The sequence below is a fragment of the Pseudomonas sp. JZ134 genome (assembly GCF_051027695.1).
Lineage (GTDB): Bacteria > Pseudomonadota > Gammaproteobacteria > Pseudomonadales > Pseudomonadaceae > Chryseomonas > Chryseomonas luteola.
Genome location: NZ_CP069250.1, coordinates 1,176,511 through 1,198,721, shown reverse-complemented (window position 1 = coordinate 1,198,721; position 22,211 = coordinate 1,176,511). Strand labels below are relative to the sequence as shown.

The window sequence follows — 22,211 nt, the reverse complement described above, 5'->3', positions numbered from 1 at the left end:
CGCCATGACCGAGCCTACTGCGACTCCCACGCCCCCTGATCATACGGCACAGCGTCAACGCGCCAGCAGCCTCGCTCAATCGCTGCGGCAAGCCCTCAACAAGGCATTGATAGGCCAGAGCACAGTAATTGATGATGTTCTGACCGCCCTGCTGGCTGGAGGACATGTCTTGATCGAGGGTGCACCCGGACTGGGCAAAACCCTGCTGGTTCGCGCGCTGGCTCGCTGTTTCGAAGGCAGTTTTGCACGTATTCAGTTCACACCGGACCTCATGCCCAGCGACATCACAGGTCATGCCATCTATGACCTGGCGACGGAGCAGTTCAAGCTACGCAAGGGACCTGCCTTTACCAACCTTTTGCTGGCCGACGAGATCAACCGTGCGCCAGCAAAAACCCAGGCGGCACTGCTGGAAGTCATGCAGGAGCGGCAAATTACATTGGAAGGCCGAGCGCTGCCGGTTCCTCAACCCTTCATGGTATTAGCCACCCAAAACCCGATAGAGCAGGAAGGCACTTATCCGCTGCCAGAGGCGGAACTGGACCGTTTCATGTTCAAGCTCTATATCGACTATCCCGGCGAAGAAGACGAACGTGCCCTGGTCAGACAGGTCACTCGCTCCACACGCAGCGACATGCTGGATGTCACGCCTCTGCGCCCAATACTGCAAGCCAAGGAAATCATGGCCATGCAAAAAATTGCAGCGGACCTGCCGGTGGACGATCAAGTGCTGGATTATGCCGTGCGGCTGGCACGCTCAACCCGTAACTGGCCCGGCATCATGCTGGGCGCCGGGCCTCGTGCCTCTATCGCCCTGCTCCGCGGCGCGCGTGCGCGAGCCCTGCTGCGGGGTGGCGAGTTCGTTCTGCCCGATGACGTGAAGCAGTGTGCCCTGCCCGTTTTGCGCCACCGGATTAGACTGTCGGCAGAACTTGAAATCGACGGCATTACAGTTGATCAGGTGCTGCGGCAGATCATTGATCAATCCCCAGCCCCTCGCCTCTGATTCGCGCCTTTATGAAGCCCTCCAGACGTTTTCTGCTGATCCTGACCGGACTGCTTGGGATAGCACTGTTCCTCGGTACGCTCGAGGCGCTGGGCCTCTCCGTGGCTGACACGCTACATGCTGTCTGGTGGGGCGCTTTGCTGGCGCTTTTGCTGATAGCCGGGGGCGATGCTGTCAGTGCCTATCGACGAGCCCCTCCCATTCTGAAGCGTACGCTACCCGGGCAGTTATCATTGGGACGCTGGAGCGACGTTCAGCTTACGCTGCATCATTCCTATCCCCGCGAATGCTGCGTCACGCTGTTCGACCATATCCCCGCCTCCATGGCCCACGAGCATCTACCGTTGGAGATGACTCTAAAGCCCGGCCAGCAGACCGAGGCGCACTACCGGATCAGGCCTCTGGAGCGAGGGCATATCCGCTTTCCGGCCTGTGATTGTATCCTGCCCAGCCCACTGGGATTCTGGCAGCGCCGTTACCGGCTGGAGCACCCTGGAGACGCACGGGTCTACCCGGACTTTGCCCGCCTTTATAGCTCATCGCCTCTGGCAGGCGAGCAATGGCTGGGTCAACTGGGTGTCAGGCAGAAACCTCGACGAGGCCTGGGGCTCGAGTTTCATCAGCTGCGAGAGTTTCGCCAGGGCGATACGTTGCGGCAGATGGACTGGAAAGCCACGGCACGCAAGAAAATGCCCATCGCCCGCGAATATCAGGAGGAACGGGACCAGCAGATCCTGCTGCTCCTGGACTGCGGCAGGCGTATGCGTAGCCAGGACGGTGAGCTGTCGCATTTCGACCAGGCTCTGGATGCGTGCCTGCTTCTGGCCCACGTTGCCCTTCGCCAGGGCGATGCCGTAGGTATCAGCACCTTTGCTCATGAGCAACCACGGCACGTGGCGCCTGCCAAAGGCCATGGGCAGCTGGGCCGACTGCTCAATGCCGTCTATGACCTCAAGCCTACACTGACCCCTGCCGATTACAGTTCAGCCGCCCAGCAGCTTCTCAGCCGCCAGCGTCGCCGTGCACTGATCGTTCTGGTCACCAACCTGCGTGATGAAGATGACGATGATCTAAGGCTTGCCCTTGGCCATCTCGGTCGCCAGCACCGCATGCTGATTGCCAGCCTGCGTGAAGATATCCTGGATACGAAGATGCAGCAGGTGATAGAAACCTACGAGGATGCGCTGGAATATTGTGGGGCCATGGATTACCGCCAGGCCAGGGAGTCGCTGCACGAGCGCCTGTCGGCCCAAGGTGTTGCGCTCATCGATACACGTCCGGCCGCCCTAGGCCCTGAACTGGTCAATCAGTATCTCACCTGGAAACGTGCCGGAACCCTCTGACTAAGCCTTGCAGCGTTCGTCTGCCTAAACGGACTGCTGCATGGGGTGAAAGCTGAAATAGTTACGCAGCGATTCCACCAGCTCGGTGAACTCATGCGGTGGCGCCGAGATCGAGAAGCCTGAATCGTAATATCCTGGCGTTACGTCTTCCCGGCTCCACTGACAGTTGGCATCGAAGTCAATGAAGTGCAACTGCCCGTCCTGACCCGGCACCTTCAAACGCAATTCGAATCTGGCCCCAACCAGCAGCGGTAGCTGGCTAATGAGCAACATCCCGTCCAGGGAAATATTACCCAGATAGCCCATGGGCCTGTCAGTGAAACGATTGAACACCTTCAGAAAGTACGGTAACTGATGGCGCTCGATATGACGATTCTGTTTCATGGACCCATCCCGGAAGTCACTGCAGTCTGATGCCGCTCCAGTCGGCACCCATCAGACCACAAGCATAACCAGAAGCATGCGAAAGGGCATCTTTACTTGGCCAGCACCGGCTTGAGCGGCTGCGGCTGAACGATTACCGGTCTGGAACCATCGAGCCCCAGCTGGGTGAGCGTATCGATTCTGGCCCGAGCCCGGTACGCATACTCGCTGCTGGGGTAACGCCTCTCGATGAAGCGATAGGTTTCCACCGCATCGACATACAAACGCTGCCGCTCAAGGCATTGACCACGCAGCATGGAAATCTCCGGCTGAACCCACGGGCGAGCCCGGCTCTTGCGTTCGGCCTGGGACAGCTCCAGCATGACCTGATCGCAGTCACCTTCAGTATAGGCATCGTAAGCCTTGTCCATATGACGATTCATGGACGCACCCGTACAGCCGGCCAGCGACACGACGACGAGCGAAAATAAGATATGACGCATGATTGATCCTCCGTTGCCGGGTTATCGGCAGGCTCGTCCAGGCCTGAAGCGCAGCTCACCGGTTAATTCAAGCATTACTTTTTCAGGATTGCTGCACGGAGATGAAACCTTTCATGTGCCTGGACGCTCAGCAAGGCTACAATGCACAGTAGCCTTTGAAGCCAAACGTCAGATTCGGCCCGTTTCATTGCCGATCACGGTTGAAACCATCTGAAAGGAAAACCTGAATGATTTATCGCCGTACCAAAATCGTTGCCACCCTTGGCCCAGCCAGCAATTCGCCTGAGGTGCTCGAGCAGCTCATCATTGCCGGTATCGATGTGGCCCGCCTGAACTTTTCTCACGGAACCCCGGATGAACACCGTGCACGGGGTCAGCTGGTACGCGAACTGGCTGCCAAGCATGGCCGCCATGTGGCCTTGCTGGGCGATCTTCAGGGGCCCAAGATCCGTATCGCCAAATTCACTGACAAGCGCATCCAGCTCAAGGAAGGCGACACCTTCCGTCTGTCCACGGCCCATCCACGTGATGCCGGTACCCAGGAGGTCGTTGGTATCGACTATCCGGGCCTCGTGACCGATTGCCATGTCGGCGATGAGCTGCTGCTCGATGACGGCCGCGTGGTACTACGCGTCGAAGGCGTAACGGCCAATGAACTGCATACCGTCGTTTTGATCGGCGGCCCGCTGTCGGACCACAAGGGCATCAACCGTCGCGGCGGCGGTCTGACCGCACCGGCCCTGACCGACAAGGATCGCGAAGACATCAAGCTTGCCAGCTCCATGGAAGTGGACTATCTGGCGGTGTCCTTCCCACGTGATGCGGCAGATATGCATGAAGCCCGTCGCCTGCTGGAAGAAGCCGGTGGCAAGGCCTGGCTGGTGGCCAAGATCGAGCGCGCCGAAGCTGTAGCCAATGACGAAGCACTGGACGGTCTGATTCAGGCCAGTGACGCAGTCATGGTGGCCCGTGGTGACCTGGGCGTCGAGATCGGCGATGCCGAACTCGTAGGCATCCAGAAACGCATCATTTCCCATGCGCGCCGCTTCAACAAAGCGGTTATCACGGCTACGCAAATGATGGAGTCGATGATTACCAACCCGATGCCGACACGCGCCGAAGTGTCTGACGTTGCCAACGCCGTACTCGACAACACCGACGCCGTGATGCTGTCCGCCGAGACGGCTGCCGGTGCGTACCCGGTTGAGGCCGTCAAGGCGATGGCCCGCATCTGTATCGGTGCTGAAAAGCAGCCTACCAGCAAGCTGTCCAGCCATCGCCTGGGGCAAACCTTTACCCGTTGGGACGAAAGTATCGCACTGGCGTCCATCTATGTGGCTAACCACTTCCCGGGCGTGAAGGCCATCATCAGCCTGACCGACAGCGGTTATACCCCGTTGATCATGTCTCGCCTACGATCCTCCGTTCCGATTTTCTCGTTTGCTTCATCCCGCATAACACAGGCGCGCACTGTACTATTCCGCAACGTCTACACCATTCCGTTCGATCCCAAGTCAATGCCGGCCGACAAAGTCAGCCAGAATGCCGTAGACGAACTGCTCAAGCGCGGCATCGTGGAGCGTGGCGATTGGGTCATCCTGACCAAGGGCGATAGCTACACCAAGCGTGACGGCACCAACACCATGAAGATGTACCGTGTCGGTGATCTGCTCGTCTGATTATTGCTCACAAAAAAGCCGCCTTCGGGCGGCTTTTTTAATGCTAGAGAGCCTTGGATGCAAAGGTCTCTGCCAGCAATTGTCCCCGCGGAAGCCCTGCCATGAATAATCGACGGGACACAGCCTCAACAAATGCGGGACTGCCACAAGCCAACGCGACCGTACGCCGACTGGATAGCCGCAAAGTCTTGAGCCACGGCCCCCACCCCTTTTCATCCAGGTACTCGACACTTAGAGTGCGTTGCTCGGCGGCCAATCTATCCAATGCTGGCCTTAGGTAATGCCCAGACGCCTCGCGCGCGCGGTGTACTACCGTGATTGGCCCAGCATGCTCCTGATCCAGCGCTTCACGAAGAATGCCCCAAAGCGGCGCCAATCCTGAGCCAGAACCCAGCAGCAGCAACGGAGAATCGGGTTGTTCTGCCGGATAGTGCAGCGCACTGACATTCAATGCCCCCAGGCACAATTGATCACCTGGTTTCATTCGGCGTGCGGCAGTGCTGAATTGGCCCGGACGGCTGCAGTCGATGTGAAACTCAAGCCAAGGTGCCTTGCCAGGCAAACTGGCTATGGAATAGGAGCGAGCAATACCGTTGAGCCAGAGCACTACGGACTGCCCCGGTCGATAACGTACGGAACGCTCCGGCTGCATACGTAAGCGAACCACATCTGCACCTAGCCAATCGACAGCCGTCAGCGTCGCAGGAATCCCATCTTCCTCAGGGTTGAAAATCGATACTCGAATATTACCTACAATGCGGCACTGGCAGGCCAGCCGCCATCCTTCGGCTCGCCGTTCAGGAGGCAGCGCTTCCGGCTGCGCGTCTGCAACATGCCCCTCAAGGCACCGAACCAGACATGCGTGACAACTGCCCGCCCGACAGCTGAAAGGTACCGCCAGGCCTACGTCGAGCAGGCTGTCGAGCAGAGTGCGATCCGACTCGACTGTCCAGACCGATGCTCCTACCTCAAGCTTAGGCACGTCAGCTCTCCCATGAAACTTCACAGCGATTACGCCCATTACGCTTGGCACGATACAACGCCTGATCAGCCAGCAGTAACGACTCCTCAAGGGTACGTCCAGTCATGATGAGGCTCATGCCGATCGAAACGGTCAAGGTGCCCAGATCAGCGTGCTCGAAAACCGTCCTTGAAAAGGCTTCACGTAAACGCTCACAGCAGACTACCAGCTGCTGCGGATCGCTAAAGGGCAGCAGGAGGACGAACTCTTCTCCGCCATAACGCGCCAGGACGTCCTGCTCTCGCAAGCAGGCCTCGCCTACCTCGGCAAACGTTTTAAGCACCAGATCGCCTATTCCGTGCCCAAACTGATCATTGATCTGCTTGAAAAAATCCATGTCGATCAATGCCAGCCCGTGCATTCGGCCATGCCCCAACCGATGAAGCGCCTCACTGGCTATTTGCAGAAAATAACGGCGATTACGCAGCCCCGTCAGCTCGTCCGTAATCACCTGAGCTTCCAACTGACGCATCACATGGCGCAGGTTGTCCTGATGCCGCTCCAGATCGTCCCGCCGAGCGTTGAGCTGGTAGCGGATACGGTGGTGGTAGCGAGCAAACAGCACCATGGAAACCAGAACAATGGCTAATATGATGCTCTGGACAATCATCATTCTGACGGTCCGGCTGTCCTGTGGCTCAAGGTTTATCCATAGGCACAACCCTACATAGGCACCGTAGGCCAGCAGCGCACAGCGTACAAACGCCGCCAGTCGTATCTGAAATATACCCAGCATCAATACGAGTACATAAGACACCAGAAAGGTACCGCGCAAATGCACGATATGGGTCAGGGAATACGTCAGAAACAGAATCGAGACGATAATATAGGGCTCAAGCGGTAAGGCCTTCAGATGCTTGCCACCGCCCCAGACAATCACTCCCGTCATTACGGCGACCCCCGCCAGAAAGCCTAGCGTGTCGGCAAAAAACGAGGCGATGGAAGATGAATAGAACCCCACAGCCGTAGACAGCAGCAATGGGAGCAATGCCAGCACAACCACGGTTAGAGGCAATACCTGATGACCGATGGCAGACGCATTGATGCTGCGCGTGACAGTAAGATCCCGCATGGTGACGACACCTGATCCATGGCATAGCAATTAGCCAGCAGTTTACCCTGTTTCTGTGACGTATTTCCTTATCAGCTGGTCGGCTTCGCTCAAGCGTCTCATAGCGCTATACTGCCCCGCCTTTGTCGTGTCGGCTACACCCTAGACGTGGTGTCTGGACTTCTTTTCTCAGTGTTGGAAGCCGGACCTGCGCGCCCGGACGCTGCTTTTCGTGATCAGACGACTTTCGCCTGCTTCCAAAACGACGCCACGGACGAGACACGAGAACCGCGCAGTACTGATAGCCTAATAAGGAGCGCGTACATGACCGTGATCAAGCAGGATGACCTGATCCAGAGCGTTGCTGATGCCCTGCAGTTCATCTCCTATTACCATCCCGTGGATTTCATCCAGGCCATGCACGAGGCCTACCTGCGTGAGGAATCCCCTGCCGCACGCGACTCCATGGCCCAGATCCTGATCAACTCGCGCATGTGTGCGACCGGCCACCGTCCGATCTGCCAGGACACGGGTATCGTGACCGTATTCGTCAAGGTTGGCATGGACGTGCGCTGGGACGGCGCCACAATGAGCCTGGACGACATGATCAACGAAGGCGTTCGCCGCGCCTATAACCTGCCGGAAAACGTCCTGCGTGCATCCATCCTGGCCGACCCGGCCGGTGCGCGCAAAAACACCAAGGACAACACCCCGGCTGTCATCCACTACAGCATCGTTCCTGGTGACAAGGTTGAGGTTGATGTTGCAGCCAAGGGCGGCGGCTCCGAAAATAAATCCAAGATGGCCATGCTCAACCCGTCCGACTCTATCGTCGACTGGGTTTTGAAAACCGTTCCGACCATGGGTGCAGGCTGGTGCCCGCCCGGCATGCTGGGTATCGGCATCGGTGGTACGGCCGAAAAGGCAGCGGTTCTGGCCAAGGAATCGCTCATGGAGGAAATCGATATCCATGAACTGAAAGCCCGCGGCCCGCAGAACCGTATCGAAGAGCTGCGCCTGGAGCTATTCGAAAAGGTCAACCAGCTGGGTATTGGCGCTCAGGGCCTGGGCGGCTTGACCACAGTCCTGGACGTCAAGATCAAGGACTATCCGACTCACGCGGCCTCGCTGCCGGTGTGCATGATTCCGAACTGTGCAGCGACACGCCATGCCCATTTCATTCTGGATGGCTCTGGCCCCGCTGCCCTGGAAGCTCCGCCGCTGGATGCCTATCCGGAAATTGTCTGGGAAGCCGGCCCTTCTGCACGTCGCGTCAACCTGGATACGGTAACCCCTGAAGAAGTATTGACCTGGAAACCAGGCGAGACCCTGTTGCTCAACGGCAAGATGCTGACCGGCCGCGATGCTGCGCATAAGCGCATGGTCGATATGTTGAACAAGGGCGAGACGCTCCCCGTAGACCTCAAGGGTCGCTTCATTTACTACGTTGGCCCGGTCGACCCGGTTGGCGACGAAGTCGTAGGTCCGGCAGGCCCCACCACGGCTACCCGCATGGACAAGTTCACCCGTCAGATTCTTGAGCAAACGGGTCTACTCGGCATGATCGGCAAATCCGAGCGCGGCCCGATCGCCATTGAAGCGATCAAGGACAACAAGGCGGTTTACCTCATGGCCGTAGGCGGTGCAGCGTATCTGGTGGCCCAGGCGATCAAGGCCTCCAAGACCCTGGCCTTCCCGGAGCTGGGCATGGAAGCGATCTATGAGTTCGAGGTCAAGGACATGCCGGTCACCGTTGCGGTCGATAGCAATGGTGAGTCCGTGCATAACACCGGCCCGCAAATCTGGCAGAAGAAAATCGCTGAAAGTCTGGCGGTTGAAGTTTCCTAAGCCTGTAGGATGAACAATAAAGCCCGGTACAGCCGGGCTTTATTGCATCTGCACCACTGACTCAAGGCTCGATACGTGTACCGAGCACCTCCAGAAACTTGCGCAACCACTCCACATGAGCGGTCCACACCGGACCGGTTACCAGCTTGCCGCTGACATGAGCACCGTCCATGGGTAATTCAATATAGGTTCCACCGCCCCCTTTGACATCAGGCGCACACGCCGGATAGGCATTGCACTCAACGCCATCCCTGAGCACGCCGGCCGCTGCCAGGATCAGGGGACCATGACACAGTGCAGCAACGGGCTTGTCAGCCTTGAAAAATCCCCTTACCAGCTCAAGCACCTGTTCGTTGACGCGCAAATACTCGGGTGCCCGCCCTCCAGGAATGACCAGAGCGTCATAGTCGTCTACACGTGCCTTGGCAAAGTCTCCATTGAGCGTAAAGCGATGGCCCGGCTTTTCACTGTAGGTCTGCTCACCTGTGAAGTCATGAATGGCGGTTTGCACAGTATCGCCGGATGCCTTGCCTGGACAGACAGCATCCACCTGGTGTCCGGCAATCTGTAGCGCCTGGAAAGGCACCATCACTTCATAGTCTTCGATGAAGTCACCTACCAGCATGAGAATTTTCTTTGCCGCCATAGCAGTCTCCTTCCAAAGGTGGGTTCGACTGTTCTTCGAGCAGAGGGTCCACCTGCAGTTCCCTGGCAGACCCGGCGCCTGAAAATTTCCTGTGCGCTATGTAGGCAGTTGCCTGGTCTTTTCTACCTTGGGCAACAAATGCCTGATCAACCATCGCCGGGTAGGTGCCACGGCCTGCTCCTGGAAAATCACACAGATGAAAATCACAAACAGCAGGAAGAGTCCGTAAACCTCAATGGCGTTCTCTACGTGACCGGCAGCCTCGATACACGCGCTCCAGTTGCTAAAGCACAACGGGAAGTCACCCATAATCCATTTCTCGAGCGTCATGAACAGTCCTGACAATGGCACATGCAGTGCGAACATGGACAATGACGCCGCACCCAGCCGGGGCGACCAGTGTTTAAGCCATTCGCTCTTTGGTTCCTGCGCCAATGCGCTGAGATAGACCAGTATCAATTGAGACGGCAGTAACAGACCGTTATGAAGAAGGAAGTACCAGAGTTTGGGACCATGGGTAAACAGCGCGGTGGCCACTGCAAAACTCAATAGCAGATAGCCGGTCATCACCAGGCGGATGGCCCGGCTTGGCTGCGCGCCTCGCTCACTTTGCTGACGGAAGAGGCCATACGCCACGATGCCAGCCAGAAACTCCGGCAGGCGCAGCAATGGGACTCGTTGCAGCAAACCGGTATACGGCATGCCGTAATCCTGGCTCCAGATCACCAGAACAGGAGGAATCAGGTAGCACAGGCCTATGATGGCAAGCACACCCCATTTGTTGCGCGCACGCATCAGGCGCGGCGCCGCATAGGGAAAGACCAGATAGAAAAAGAATAACGCCGAAATGGACCAGAGCGGCGCATTGAAGGTGAGGTAGTAGGGATTCCAGGCCTGCAGCATCGTAATCTGCAGCAGCCCATTGAATGCAAGCTCCAGATTGGTCATGTAGTGCTGGAACAGTTCCGGATTGGTTCGGGCCAGCACCTCGTTGGTGTCGTAAACCACGAACCGGACGCTGGCCTTGGCTCCATCAGGCGGTATGTCCATGAAGCCGATCCAGGTTACGACGACTATGGAAAACAGCAGCGCGAATATATGAATCGGATACAAATTGGAGAATCGCTTAACCCAGAAACTCTTGGCAGGCTCTCGCATCTGGTTATCAGTGAGATAGACGTGCGCCAGCAAGAACCCGGACAGAACAAAGAAGGTACTGGTCGCAAAAAAACCCATACTGGTCAGTTCGTCCAGCAACGGAACGGTTTTGCGTTCGGGATAAAAATGAATGGTGTGGTAGATGACCACATAAAGACCCATCAGGAAGCGAAGCCACTCAAGCCCAATGAATCGTTGTTTTTCTATTTTGAGCATTACGCTCACTCCTTACTGCAAGGCGCGTAGTGTATCGCCTTAAAAAAATGCAAGGCTTGCTTTACTCAAGACTTACGCTTGCTCAGAACGGTCAGCACCAGACGGTCCAGCGTGCCCCACAGACGTTCACGCAAGCGTTTCCACCAAGGACGGTTGCGCCAATCCTGTAGCGTGATTTCGCGGCTTTGCTGGAAGTCCGCTAGAAAGCACTCGCTGACGGCCTGGCTCAGCGTCGGGTCAATGGCTTCCAGGTTAGCGTCAAGGTTGAACCGAAGATTCCAGTAATCGAAATTGCATGAGCCTACGCTGACCCAGTCATCGACCTGAACCATCTTGAGGTGGGAAAACCGCGGCTGATATTCATAGATCTTCACGCCCGCCCGGAGCAGGCGCGGATAATAGCGCTGCCCGGCAAAACGGACGGGAGGATTATCCGTATGCCGGCCCGTCAGAATCAGGCGCACGTCGACGCCTCGCTGAGCAGCCTTGCGCAAGGCTCGCCTGACCCGCCAGGACGGTAGAAAATATGGCGTAGCAAACCAGATACGCTTCTTGGCAACAATCAGGGCTCGAACCAGGGACAGTACAATGTCCCGATGCTGGCGAGCATCAGCATAGGCCACCCGCCCAAGACCCGAAGTTGCCTGCGGCGGTCTTGGAACCAGAATACGACCACGGCTGGCCTCAGGCTTCCAAGCATGCCGCTGATGGCAGGCTTGCCATTGGCGCTGGAACAGGCTCATCCAGTCGGACACCAACGGCCCGCGCATGCTCACCATCACTTCATGCCACTGGCAAAGCTCCTCCCCTGGCGTCCAGAAGTCATTGGTTGCCCCGCTTCCACCCACAAAGGCCTGCGACTCGTCCACAATCAGGAGCTTGCGATGGTCACGGTACAGGTTGCGCCAGCCACGCCAGAGACCTACCGGATTATAGATACGCACCTGACCGCCCGCTTCGCTCAACTGGGTCCGGTGCATGTCGTCCATCTTGAGCGTACCAAAACCATCGAAAAGACAACGCACCTGTATTCCCCGATGCGCCGCCTCAATCAAGGCCTCCATCAGGGCAGTTGCACACGAGCCCTTTTCTACCAGATAGAGTTCGATGTCGATGCTATACCGGGCTTTGGATATGGCTTCCAGCATGGCAGGAAAAAAACACCCGCCATCAACCAGCAGCTCATATTCATTTTGTTCGCGCCATGGATACACCGCACCTGGCATGATGACGCTCCTGGAAAGCCCGCTACTCAGGTAGGGGTAGGCACGTGGCGAAGGGTTAACAGCACAGAAACGGGCACCTCAGGTGTAATCGAGGGGACGCTGGCAATTTCCTTGAGCTTGTCCAGTCCTTCCATCAGACTGAAGTCAATCGCCTTGATCAATACCGGCTGCAAAGTACTGACCTGAACCAGTGTCTCCCCGATTCGGGTAACCGAAACATCCGCTTTCAAGCGCTGCTTCTGGCCGTTGATTTCAAGCTCGAAGTCCAGCTTTTCCTGGCGAATGCTTCCTACCGGCATTTGCTCCCAGGTAGGCAGATCGATCTGACTGGTAATGACCGCTTCCGGATACTGATCTGCCTTGAACAGAGTTTCTCTCATCCGCTCGGTTTGTAGCGCCAGGGTGTTGTCCAGTGACTCGTATGGAAGCGCCAATCGAGCACTACCATGCTGATCGATCACGCCCGTTACGGTGGAAAAAAATTGAACGTCAGCCATGTTGCCGCGCTTCACGGTTACAAAGCTGACACGAGAGTAGCTTGACTCAACCTGCCAATCCGCGAAGACAAAAGGACTGAAGGCCACTGTGAGGGCTAGGATAAATGCGCGCATGAGCTCTCCTGAGAGTTTGTCCGGCTCACCAGGACCTTGCCGCACAGTATTGACATGAGCCTCTTGCGAGCGCCTTCTATCCAAAAGACTGAGCAGCGATAGACCCGACCGGACCTGATCCAATCACGGTATGGCTTATACGGCACCCATCACAACGGCGAGTTCCCTGCCCACATGAGGAGTGTGAGCAAGGACACTTCTATAGCGAGTAGTCGGGACGACGACTGCTCCAGTCCACGCGATCAGGAAAATGCTGGGTCACATCGGAATTGAGCGGCTTGGAAACCAGAAAGCCCTGCATGATCTCGCAACCGTGCTCAAGCAACCACTCCCGCTGTTCCAGTGTTTCGACACCCTCTGCCACGACCTCAAGCCCCAAGTTACGTCCCAGCTCAAGAATAGTGCTGACGATCGCAGCATCGCGTGGCGAGTCGAGCATATTGGCAATGAACAACTGGTCGATCTTCAAGGTATCGAGTTCGAAGTGACGCAGGTAGGCCAGTGAAGAATACCCCGTACCAAAATCATCCACGGCTGTTCGAACACCAAGCGCGCGCAGTTGTGCCAGTTGAGCGCGGGTATAATCAATGTCATGCATCAGAGCCGTCTCGGTTACCTCAATCTCGAGCTGATCGGGTCGCAAACCATAACTGTCGATGATCTGCCGAAGGCTTTCAGCCAACTGCGGCATGCCGAACTGGACAGGACTCAAATTGATGCTCAGCAAAAGCCCGTTGCCGTAGACTTCGGACAGGCTTTGCAGCTTCATAGCGCCTTCGCGAAAGATCCAATCACCGATGCGATTGATCAGCCGAGTCTCTTCCAGCAGCGGGATAAAGACGTTCGGTGAAACCTTGCCCGCCACGTTGTGCTCCCACCGCAACAAGGCCTCAAAGCCGCGCAGCTTGCCGTTTTTCAGGTATACCTGAGGCTGATAAGCCAGCACGAAATCCTTGTTATCGATGGCATTGCGGACGCTCTCCTCCAGCATAAGGCGCGAGCGTGCACGGCCATTCATCTCCGGTGAGAAAAAGCGGTATTGCTGGCGGCCACCTCGCTTGGCTTCATACATGGCGATATCGGCCGAGCGCAGCAATCCGTCGACACTATGACCACACTCGGGATAGCTCGCGATCCCAATGCTTGCGCCCAAGCTGACCTCTACACCGTCAACAGTGTGCGTTTTGGTCATCAGCTCAAGCAGCTTTTCGGCGACCCGGGCGGCATCCTCGGGATGATCCAAGGTATCAAGCAACGCGGTGAATTCGTCACCGCCCATACGCGCCAGTACATCGTAAGGACGCATACAGGTTTTGAGCTGTTCGGCAATCATGCACAACACACGGTCGCCAGCCTCATGACCAAGCGAGTCGTTCACCTTCTTGAAGCCATCCAGATCAATGTAGAGAACGGCCATGCGCTTGCCGTTACGCCCCGTACGAGCCAGTGCTGCCTCCAGGGTCTGGTTGAAGCCCCGCCGGTTGAGCAAACCGGTCAAGGCATCGGTAACCGCCTGCGATTCCAGTTGATCCTGCAGTTCGCGCATCATGGACATGTCGAGTGCAATCATCACCATGGCGCGCTGCATCCGCGGCAGAGGCGCACAGGAAAGAGTCACCGGCAATATGCCGCCTCGGGATGTGCACAGACTGGCATCATGCAGGCGATAGGTTTCACGTCTTTCATAGTGCTCCATGAACGTCGAGTCGGCCCAGCTATCCCCTAAATCAGGATTGCTCAAGTGAGCCATGAACTCGGAATTCACGAGATCGCTGATATGACGCTTGAGCATGCGGGCAATCGCCGCATTGGCAAATGTGATCAGGCCATGCTCATTAACGACCAGAATGCCTTCTGCCGCATTATCGAGCAGGGAGTCACTGAATGCCTTGGCAAGCTCCAGCTGCTGACTCAGCTGCAGGAGTTCGCGACGATTGCGCTCATGTTCGAGCAGGGAGCGCACCTTGTGCCGCAGAATGTTGGGATCGACCGGCTTGAGCAGGTAATCCACCGCACCGGTAGCATAGCCTCGTAGAACAGCCTCGTAAGAGTGAGCCTCGGCAGAGACGAATATGATTGGTGTAAAGCGGGTGCGCAGATTGCCGCGTATCATCCGAGCGACTTCGAAGCCGTCCATGATGGGCATTTGCACATCCAGCAGTACGAGATCTATAGGCTCATCGAGCAAGTATCTCAAGGCACGCTCACCCGAGTTGGCGGTCAAGACACGCCAGTCCTCTATTTCAAGCAGCGCCTGCATGGCCATGAGGTTTTCTACCCGGTCATCGACAACGAGCAGTACAGGCCCCTGATTGATACTAGGAACTGGACTTTCCGTGTCGCCTCCTTTCAGTTCGTACTGCACTGAATACAACTCCTCCCTTCGAGCACTCGGCAAGGCTCTACTGCATGCCACTAATAGAACCGAGGTTTGGCGATAAGGTTATTATCCAGAACAACAAAAATACAGCGCCATTTTCTTGACCAAACCGTGACGCTACCAGATTCCGCTAAACGGTAGCATCACGGAGGGTGCATTTACTGGGTCACTGCACCAGGCAACGGCCTTAGATTGACCTCGACACGACGGTTCTGAGCACGACCATCAGCGGTCGCATTGGTCGCGATCGGTTGATCCGGCCCGGCACCACGCGTACTAACACGTGAAGCATCGACACCCTGAGCGACGAGGTAGTTCGCTACACTCTGGGCACGTCGATTGGACAGATCCATGTTGTGAGCACGGCTACCTGTACTATCGGTATAGCCCACAATTTCGACACTGTTCTGATCGAACTGCTTAAAGGATGTCGCCAGATCGTTCAACGGCTTGTAGAAATTGCCAGCGATATCGGCCGAATCCGTTGCAAACGTGATGTTGCCCGGCATGATCAGCTTGATGTCATCACCCTGGCGCTGTACTTCTACGCCAGTGTTCTGCATTTGACGACGCAGCTCGGCTTCCTGACGATCCGCATAGTAACCATAGCCCGCTGCCGCTGCGCCTACCGCCGCTGCGCCAATCAAAGCGCCCTTGCCGCGATGGTTATGATCAATGGCTGCGCCGGCGACAGCACCCGCCAATGCGCCCAGGCCGCCATAGGTCGCGGTACGGGATCCGCCACTACCGCCCTGGTTTTCGTAAGGATTACTGGATGCACACCCTGCAAGTAGCGCACCGGCCAGTGCCAGAATCAAAGGACGCTTCATAGACGCCATGAACTTCTCCAACTTCTAACGGACCTGTGAAAACTGCTCTTTTCACAGAAAGACTAGCCATGAGCAGTCATGCTTTCGCATGAAAGTCCTAATGAACCCATGGCGAAAGAGCGGTTTACCGGTATCAGGACGAATAATCAATTCGCTTCAGCGAAACGGCTGAACGACCGCACAAGACTAGTCGATAAACGTGCCCCTCTCTGGACGAAACCGCTAAACGGTAGTGTACGACCAGATGCCGACGCACCTTCTTGAACAATCAGCGTATCTGCATCAGACATTAGGTAGCTAAACAACATTGTATATCGTGTCATTTCGATATAAGGTTCGTCTTATTCCGATAAACCGATATACGAACATTATGGATATCGATGATCTGATCAAGGCGATAGCCAACCCCGTCCGACGAGACATTCTGGCCTGGCTGCGTGAACCGGAAAAACACTTCATCCAACAGGACCACCCGTTGGAGATTGGCGTGTGCGCAGGCCTTATCGATCAGAAAACGGGACTTTCCCAATCCACAGTCTCGGCTCATCTGGCCACGCTTCAGCGTACCGGCCTCGTTACAACCCGGCGTGTTGGCCAATGGGTCTTCTACAAGCGTAACGAAGCAGTGATCAATGCCTTCGTCGAGCAGCTGGGCCGAGAGCTCTGATTTTTCCGCCTTAACATAGAGAGATGCGATGCCCGCTTCATTGTTAGTGCTGGCGCTTAGCGCCTTTGCCATCGGCACCACCGAGTTTGTGATCATGGGGCTTCTGCCCAATGTAGCCAATGACCTTCATGTCAGCATCCCGTCTGCCGGCTGGCTCGTCAGCGGGTATGCATTGGGTGTTGCAATCGGTGCGCCCTTCATGGCGATGGTGACGGCTAATTGGCCACGCAAGATGGCCCTGCTCGTTCTGATGGGCATCTTTATCATTGGCAATGTGCTCTGCGCCTTAGCCGGAGACTACAACGTCCTGATGCTGGCTCGCGTCATCACGGCACTCTGCCACGGCGCCTTCTTTGGTATCGGCTCGGTGGTAGCGGCCAGTCTGGTGCCAGCGAACCGCCGGGCCTCTGCCGTCGCTCTCATGTTCACAGGCCTTACGCTGGCGAACGTTCTTGGCGTACCGCTGGGCACAGCACTAGGACAGGCAACCGGTTGGCGTTCAACCTTTGCGGCCGTCTCCCTCATTGGTGTCCTTGCGCTGGCAGGTCTCTGGTTCGTTCTGCCCAGCAAGGCGCCACAGGAAAAAACCGACCTGCGCCGTGAAATGGCGGCGCTGAAGGGGGCCGGTTTCTGGCTGTCCCTCTCGATGACAGTGATGTTCTCTGCCTCGATGTTTGCCCTCTTCACCTACATCACACCGCTGCTTACTGATGTAACAGGTCTGTCAGAGTACGGTGTAACCAGCACGCTGCTATTGATCGGTGTAGGCCTTACCTTCGGCAACATCCTGGGTGGACGCCTTGCAGACTGGCGTCTGTCCACAACGCTCATAGGTATTTTCATCGCGATGGCCGTCGTGTCATCCCTTTTGGCCTGGACCAGTCATAGCATGGTCGCTGCCGAGATCATCCTGTTCCTATGGGCAGCCTGCGCCTTTGCAGCGGTTCCCGCACTTCAAATCAACGTGGTCACCTTTGGCAAGGACGCACCCAACCTCGTTTCTACCTTGAACATTGGCGCTTTCAACGTTGGCAACGCGCTGGGCGCCTGGGTAGGAGGAAGCGTTATCGCCCATGGACTGGGCCTGACCAGCGTTCCGCTGGCTGCCGGGGGACTGGCCCTGATTGCCTTGATTCTGACCCTACTGACCTTTAGCCATGCCCGGAAAAGCGGCTTGGCTGTCAGCCAATGATTCACCTACGGAGTCGTTACCATGCCCAACCTGTTTGATCCGATCAAAATCGGCGCACTGGAATTGCCGAACCGCTTCGTCATGGCACCGCTGACTCGTTGTCGCGCAGATGATAATCGCGTCCCTACCGACCTTATGGCCGAGTACTACGCGCAGCGTGCGTCGGCTGGTCTGATTTTAAGCGAGGCCACCTCCGTCGACCCAATGGGCGTGGGTTATCCAAATACCCCGGGCATCTGGTCCGACGAACAAGTGGAGGGCTGGAAAAAGATCACTTCAGCCGTGCACAAGTCAGGCGGGCGCATCATGCTGCAACTCTGGCACGTAGGTCGTATTTCCGCACCGCTTTACCTCCAGGGCGAAAAGCCGGTGGCTCCAAGCGCCATCGCCGCCAAAGGTCATGTGAGCCTGGTCCGTCCCAAGCAGGAATACGTCATCCCGCGTGCCTTGGAAACCGAAGAGATTGCCAGTATCGTCGAGGCTTACCGCAAGGGTGCCGAGAACGCCAGAAAAGCGGGTTTCGATGGCGTAGAAGTTCACGGGGCCAATGGTTATCTGCTGGACCAGTTCCTGCAAACCAGCACCAACCAGCGTACCGATCAATATGGTGGCTCCATTGAAAACCGGGCTCGCCTGATGCTTGAAGTGACCGATGCCTGTATCGATGTCTGGGGCGCCGATCGTGTAGGCGTTCACCTTTCGCCTCGGTGTGACCTGCATGACATGGGCGACGAAAATCCGGCCGAGACCTTCGGTTATCTGGCCCGTGAGCTGGGCAAGCGCGGCATTGCCTTTATCTGCGCCCGTGAGGCTGAAGCTGATGACAGCCTTAGTCCACAACTTAAGGACGCTTTTGGCGGCGTTTTTATCGCCAATGAACGCTTCACCCATGACAGCGCCAATGCCTGGTTGGAAAGTGGAACCGCCGACGCTGTGGCGTTTGGTGTTCCGTTTATAGCCAACCCTGACCTGCCGGAGCGCTTTGCCCGTCAGGCCATGTTGAACGAGCCTCACCCGGAAACCTTTTACGTACCTGGCCCTGTAGGTTATATCGACTACCCCCGGCTGTAATAAAAAAAGCCCCGCTCTGGCGGGGCTTTTCATGTCTGAAGAATGTCAGCGGCGAGTGTTAATCTGCTGCTGAAGGTTCTGCAGCTGGGTCTGAATCGTACTTATATTGCGCACGGTCTGGGCCCTGAACGCATCGAACGAAGCGGAATCCGGTCCACTGTTGTTACTACGTGAGTCCAGCTCACTGCGCAGTACAAGAAGATCCTGCTGCAGGTTTTCGATAGCGCCAGAAGGGTCGCCCCGTTTCTTGAGCGCGGCGATATCTGTCTGCAAACTCTTGTTTTGCGCCGTGAGCGAATCGATCTGATCACTGAAGCGTTTCAAATCCCCTTGCGCCGCTTTCAGGCCAGCCTGCTCATCAGCCAACGCCGCTACGCGGCCATTCAGATCCGAGGCGTTGCCCTGCTGCGTCTTGAAGTCAGCAGCCAGCTGGTCGATTCGCTTGTCCAGGGCACTTTGCGCATCCACCGCTGCCTGTTGCTGGCGGGCCACGTCTGCCACCTTGGTCTCGATATTTTTCAGCCGCAACAACAAGGACTCTCGACTGGACGTCCCGCTTGACTCGCTGGCAACCAGCTTGCCCGAGATATCCTGAAGCCGACCGGCAGCCTCTTCACTGATTCGTGCAAAGTTCTCCTGGGTCGCGACGACCTGCTCCTGCATGAGCTGAATTTGCTGATGGCTCCACCAACCCAGCCCCGCCAACGCAATGATCATGGCCGCAATCAATGCCCATAGAGGACCTGTGCTCGGAACGCGGACCGGTTTGGCTCCACGCGAAGCCCGTAATGGCTCTTGGGGATTAGCCGCGACATGGGCCTCGACTTCCCGCCCCTGTTCCACAGGCGCATGGCGATGATGCCGACCGTGGCTGGCACGCCCAAAGTCTTCGCTAAGGTCCTTGTCAGGCGTCAGGCTGGGTACATTGTCGAGTTCATCAAATGAATCGTTTCGCATGGCGGACCTTCATTGGTGAAAAAAGCATGAGCCGACAGGCACGGGGCTTGCTCTCAAAAAGCTAGTATACAAATGCCATCACAGCGCTGGCAGTCTGGCGTTATCGCCTTGCGGAGCGGTTTTCAATATATTCATCCAAAGCTTTCCAGACCGTGGTCTGGGGTTGAAAACCCAGGATATCGCGGGCCCGATTGATATCCAGTGTAAAATTGCGATCCATCAGGTGCAGAGGATCGGGTTCACGTTCTTTTCTGGCGGATTTGATTGCAGCAAGCATATCTTGCAGCAGAACCTTTGGCTGAATGCGAGCCGTGGCCTGCCCCAGAACCGGAAGCTTCAGACGGCGCATCAGATAATTCACCACGTCCCATACCGGCTGAGATTGCCCCTCGCTCAAGTTGAAAGCCTTGTTCAGCGCGTCTGGGTGCTCGGTCATAAGTGCAACACCCAAGGCTGTGCAAAGGCTGTTCATGCTAGTGAAGTCCCAGCGATTGAGACCGTTACCCAATTGACGCAAACGTTTTTGACGGTTGAGCTGAACAAGCTTTGGCGCCCAAGCGTTATCGGGCAGCCCAATAATCTGCGCAGGGCGCAACACAATGACGTCCAACCCGAACTCTGCTGCTGTAAAAACCAGGCGCTCGATCTGCAAGCGCCGCTGCGCCTCGACTGTCCGCGGCTTGGCAGGTACGGCATCCTCCTTGAGCGCCTCCCCTCCCGCTTCGTAAACATGGCTGGAAGATAGATAGACCAGGCGCGAGACCCGCATATGCAGGCAGGCCTCGATAAAGGAAAAACTGGCGTCCATGGCCTGCGCCGAAAGATCGCCTACGCCATCGGTACAATGTGCAACGGCATCGATATCATCACACAGGCGCCGCGCCTGCTCCGTGTCGGTCAGGGTCCCCGGGATATATTCAGCGCCCTGCTTTACCAAGGCATCGAGCATAGCTCCCGGCTGACCGTGAATACGCACCAAATGCTTGTCCGCCAATAGATCCAGGGCGAGGCGTGCACCAATGTAGTCACTCGCGCCCGTCACCAGAATTCGCATCAGATCTCCCCGTCAAGTCGCTACCAGCCAACAGGCTGCCTGGCTCTCCAGATGTCGAGTCAAGGCCGTCAGCAAATCACCACCGTTACGCCAGGAATGCCAGTACAGCGGCACATCGATCACCTGCCCCGGCACCAGATCAATTAATTCGCCTCGCTCGCGCTCCGCCTGGGTTTGCAGCTCGGGAAGCAACCCCCAGCCAAGCCCGTTGGCGACCATTTTCACGAAGCCCTCCGAAGAAGGACATAGATGATGATCGAAATGACCAGTAAAGCCCAGCCGTGCCAGGAAATGATGCTGAAGCTGATCATCCGGCCCATAGACGACTGCAGGCACCTGAGCGAGGCGCTCAGCCGTTACGTCCTCGGACAAGTAATGTGCATGAAAGGCGGGGCTGGCGACTGCCCGGTAACGCATGGCGCCCAGCAATACCGCCCGGGCACCGGCGACCGGACGTGCACTGGCACAGACGCAGGCGGCTACCTCCCCGGCCTGCATACGCTTGAGTCCCACCTCCTGATCCTCGACAACCAGATCCAGCAGGATCCCCTGTCTGGTACAGAAGGGGCCGATACTGGCCGCCCACCAAGTAGCCAGACTGTCGGCATTGATGGCGACCCGCAAACGCTCCACCGTCCTGGCTTCATCAAGCCCCGGCACCTGACTATGGAGGTCGCGTTCAAGCAATCGCACCTGCTGAACATGGTTTAGAAGCCTTTGCCCTACATCAGTAGAGGTGGGTGGCGATGTACGCACAATGACAGGCTGCCCAATGCGGGCTTCCAGCAGCTTGATTCGCTGTGAGACGGCAGATTGGGACAATCCCAGTACATGTGCCGCGCGCTCAAAACCGCCCTGCTCTACGACAGCGGCGAGCGCAGCCAAAAGTTTATAATCAAACATCAGTTTTCCTAATGACTGATCAGCACTATTTGTTTTTCTTATACAGGCTTTCTCTCCAGACTGGCCATCCCTTTCTGGAGAACACCGATGTCTCACGCCATTCATGATCTTTCGCTTTTGCTGAGCCAAATGCAGCCTGTGCTCAATCCAGGCCAATACGTGTTTTGTTCGTTACATGAACAGACGTTGCCTCAGGACGTAATCCCCTTGGCAACCTTCAGGGAGCAGGAAGGCCTGACCGTTGTCCTGACCAGGCAAGATGCTGACCGCCTGGCGCTCTCCTATACCTACGTAGCTGCCTGGATCACCCTGAACGTTCACTCCGCACTGGAGGCTGTTGGTTTGACTGCCGCGTTTTCGAACGCCTTGGCACAGCAGGGCATCAGCTGCAATGTAGTCGCCGGCTTTTACCATGATCACCTCTTCGTCGCAGAGGCGGACCAAGCACGCGCCATGGCTGCCCTACTCACGCTGGCGGGCCAATAA

The 22,211-nt window shown here is 56.7% G+C and carries 21 protein-coding genes; 8 read left to right on the top strand and 13 right to left on the bottom strand.

Going from position 1 to position 22,211, the window contains the following annotated elements:
- Positions 1 to 4 precede the first annotated feature (4 nt).
- Positions 5 to 1,006, top strand: coding sequence for an AAA family ATPase (locus JQR86_RS05455; RefSeq protein WP_010795257.1), 1,002 nt, complete (start codon positions 5 to 7; stop codon positions 1,004 to 1,006).
- Positions 1,007 to 1,017: 11 nt separating this feature from the next.
- Positions 1,018 to 2,349, top strand: a complete 1,332-nt coding sequence (locus JQR86_RS05450; protein WP_074824707.1) for a DUF58 domain-containing protein — start codon at positions 1,018 to 1,020, stop codon at positions 2,347 to 2,349.
- Positions 2,350 to 2,373: 24 nt separating this feature from the next.
- Here JQR86_RS05450 and JQR86_RS05445 read toward each other — a convergent pair whose 3' ends face one another.
- Entirely contained in the window at positions 2,374 to 2,733 is a 360-nt protein-coding gene (locus tag JQR86_RS05445) for a PilZ domain-containing protein (RefSeq protein ID WP_010795259.1), read from the bottom strand.
- A gap of 92 nt (positions 2,734 to 2,825) precedes the next feature.
- Positions 2,826 to 3,215 carry a tetratricopeptide repeat protein gene (locus tag JQR86_RS05440; RefSeq protein WP_010795260.1) on the bottom strand — a complete coding sequence of 130 codons (390 nt, stop codon included), beginning with the start codon at positions 3,213 to 3,215 and terminating at the stop codon, positions 2,826 to 2,828.
- A gap of 227 nt (positions 3,216 to 3,442) precedes the next feature.
- On the opposite strand from JQR86_RS05440, the gene pyk reads away from it, so the two are divergent.
- A complete protein-coding gene (gene pyk, locus JQR86_RS05435; protein WP_010795261.1) occupies positions 3,443 to 4,894 on the top strand; it encodes a pyruvate kinase in 1,452 nt (483 codons plus the stop codon).
- A gap of 43 nt (positions 4,895 to 4,937) precedes the next feature.
- Here the strand turns inward: pyk and JQR86_RS05430 are convergent, their stop codons facing one another.
- Together JQR86_RS05430 and JQR86_RS05425 are read right to left on the bottom strand one after the other, a co-directional pair.
- Positions 4,938 to 5,876, bottom strand: a complete 939-nt coding sequence (locus JQR86_RS05430; protein ID WP_407362133.1) for an iron-sulfur-binding ferredoxin reductase — start codon at positions 5,874 to 5,876, stop codon at positions 4,938 to 4,940.
- Position 5,877: 1 nt separating this feature from the next.
- On the bottom strand, positions 5,878 to 6,987 hold the full coding sequence (locus tag JQR86_RS05425; protein ID WP_407362134.1) for a GGDEF domain-containing protein: 1,110 nt from the start codon (positions 6,985 to 6,987) through the stop codon (positions 5,878 to 5,880).
- Positions 6,988 to 7,290: 303 nt separating this feature from the next.
- Here JQR86_RS05425 and JQR86_RS05420 point away from each other — a divergent pair, with 303 nt between their 5' ends.
- Positions 7,291 to 8,814: a fumarate hydratase gene (locus JQR86_RS05420; RefSeq protein ID WP_010795264.1), complete on the top strand. Its 1,524-nt coding sequence runs from the start codon at positions 7,291 to 7,293 to the stop codon at positions 8,812 to 8,814.
- 61 nt (positions 8,815 to 8,875) lie between these two features.
- Here JQR86_RS05420 and JQR86_RS05415 read toward each other — a convergent pair whose 3' ends face one another.
- The 6 genes from JQR86_RS05415 to JQR86_RS05390 all read right to left on the bottom strand — a co-directional run bounded on the left by JQR86_RS05415 (position 8,876) and on the right by JQR86_RS05390 (position 15,890).
- The gene (locus tag JQR86_RS05415; RefSeq protein WP_150346873.1) at positions 8,876 to 9,460 is read right to left on the bottom strand and encodes a DJ-1/PfpI family protein; all 585 of its coding nucleotides are present in this window, start codon (positions 9,458 to 9,460) and stop codon (positions 8,876 to 8,878) included.
- A 96-nt stretch (positions 9,461 to 9,556) separates the two neighbouring features.
- Positions 9,557 to 10,834, bottom strand: coding sequence for an acyltransferase family protein (locus tag JQR86_RS05410; protein WP_434154454.1), 1,278 nt, complete (start codon positions 10,832 to 10,834; stop codon positions 9,557 to 9,559).
- Positions 10,835 to 10,899: 65 nt separating this feature from the next.
- Positions 10,900 to 12,060 (bottom strand): phospholipase D-like domain-containing protein, encoded by a 1,161-nt coding sequence (locus JQR86_RS05405; RefSeq protein ID WP_434154453.1) that lies wholly within the window; start codon positions 12,058 to 12,060, stop codon positions 10,900 to 10,902.
- Positions 12,061 to 12,086: 26 nt separating this feature from the next.
- Positions 12,087 to 12,671, bottom strand: a complete 585-nt coding sequence (locus JQR86_RS05400) for a YceI family protein (RefSeq protein ID WP_434154452.1) — start codon at positions 12,669 to 12,671, stop codon at positions 12,087 to 12,089.
- 199 nt (positions 12,672 to 12,870) lie between these two features.
- Positions 12,871 to 14,937 (bottom strand): putative bifunctional diguanylate cyclase/phosphodiesterase, encoded by a 2,067-nt coding sequence (locus JQR86_RS05395; protein ID WP_051001242.1) that lies wholly within the window; start codon positions 14,935 to 14,937, stop codon positions 12,871 to 12,873.
- A gap of 272 nt (positions 14,938 to 15,209) precedes the next feature.
- Positions 15,210 to 15,890, bottom strand: a complete 681-nt coding sequence (locus JQR86_RS05390) for an OmpA family protein (RefSeq protein WP_010795270.1) — start codon at positions 15,888 to 15,890, stop codon at positions 15,210 to 15,212.
- A gap of 361 nt (positions 15,891 to 16,251) precedes the next feature.
- On the opposite strand from JQR86_RS05390, the gene JQR86_RS05385 reads away from it, so the two are divergent.
- From JQR86_RS05385 to JQR86_RS05375, 3 genes are read left to right on the top strand one after another with little or no spacing between them, the layout of a single operon-like run.
- Positions 16,252 to 16,548 (top strand): ArsR/SmtB family transcription factor, encoded by a 297-nt coding sequence (locus JQR86_RS05385; RefSeq protein ID WP_286787476.1) that lies wholly within the window; start codon positions 16,252 to 16,254, stop codon positions 16,546 to 16,548.
- 28 nt (positions 16,549 to 16,576) lie between these two features.
- Entirely contained in the window at positions 16,577 to 17,740 is a 1,164-nt protein-coding gene (locus JQR86_RS05380) for an MFS transporter (RefSeq protein WP_434154451.1), read from the top strand.
- A 21-nt stretch (positions 17,741 to 17,761) separates the two neighbouring features.
- Entirely contained in the window at positions 17,762 to 18,811 is a 1,050-nt protein-coding gene (locus tag JQR86_RS05375) for an alkene reductase (protein ID WP_019366738.1), read from the top strand.
- Between the two features lie 45 nt (positions 18,812 to 18,856).
- Here the strand turns inward: JQR86_RS05375 and JQR86_RS05370 are convergent, their stop codons facing one another.
- The 3 genes from JQR86_RS05370 to JQR86_RS05360 all read right to left on the bottom strand — a co-directional run bounded on the left by JQR86_RS05370 (position 18,857) and on the right by JQR86_RS05360 (position 21,725).
- Positions 18,857 to 19,768 carry an ATPase gene (locus tag JQR86_RS05370; RefSeq protein ID WP_434154450.1) on the bottom strand — a complete coding sequence of 304 codons (912 nt, stop codon included), beginning with the start codon at positions 19,766 to 19,768 and terminating at the stop codon, positions 18,857 to 18,859.
- 100 nt (positions 19,769 to 19,868) lie between these two features.
- Positions 19,869 to 20,822, bottom strand: a complete 954-nt coding sequence (locus JQR86_RS05365; RefSeq protein WP_125887701.1) for an NAD-dependent epimerase/dehydratase family protein — start codon at positions 20,820 to 20,822, stop codon at positions 19,869 to 19,871.
- A 12-nt stretch (positions 20,823 to 20,834) separates the two neighbouring features.
- Positions 20,835 to 21,725 (bottom strand): LysR family transcriptional regulator ArgP, encoded by an 891-nt coding sequence (locus JQR86_RS05360; RefSeq protein WP_074824738.1) that lies wholly within the window; start codon positions 21,723 to 21,725, stop codon positions 20,835 to 20,837.
- An 87-nt stretch (positions 21,726 to 21,812) separates the two neighbouring features.
- On the opposite strand from JQR86_RS05360, the gene JQR86_RS05355 reads away from it, so the two are divergent.
- Positions 21,813 to 22,211, top strand: coding sequence for an ACT domain-containing protein (locus tag JQR86_RS05355; protein WP_074824740.1), 399 nt, complete (start codon positions 21,813 to 21,815; stop codon positions 22,209 to 22,211).